1 pseudogene is annotated in these 251 nt (G+C 56.2%); it reads left to right on the top strand.

The features are described from left to right. Positions 1–41: 41 nt before the first annotated feature. A pseudogene (locus ACTFO6_RS19245) lies at positions 42–251 on the top strand (hypothetical protein); the annotation flags it as partial.

Here is a 251-nt window from a genome sequence, read left to right as displayed (position 1 = left end):
GCTTGGTCGCCCGGAGGTTGGCCATCTGAAAGGAGGGTGTCATGAAGATACGTTCATTCGTCGCACCGGCAATAATCGGATTCGTGCTTCTGTTGACGCAAGGCATTGGAGTACAGGCTGCTGAAGTGAAGGTCATTGCGGATGGCGCTTTTGCACCCGCGCTAGAGGAGCTCGGCCCCCAGTTCGAGCGCACGACCGGCCACAAGCTCGTAATTCAGAACGGGATACTCGGGACGATAAAACGGCAGATA

Origin of the sequence: Pelomicrobium sp. G1 (assembly GCF_051905455.1) — a bacterium.
GTDB lineage: Bacteria > Pseudomonadota > Gammaproteobacteria > Burkholderiales > UBA6910 > Pelomicrobium.
The sequence above is the reverse complement of the archived record's forward strand: the minus strand, read 5'-3'. Positions and strand labels throughout refer to the sequence as shown.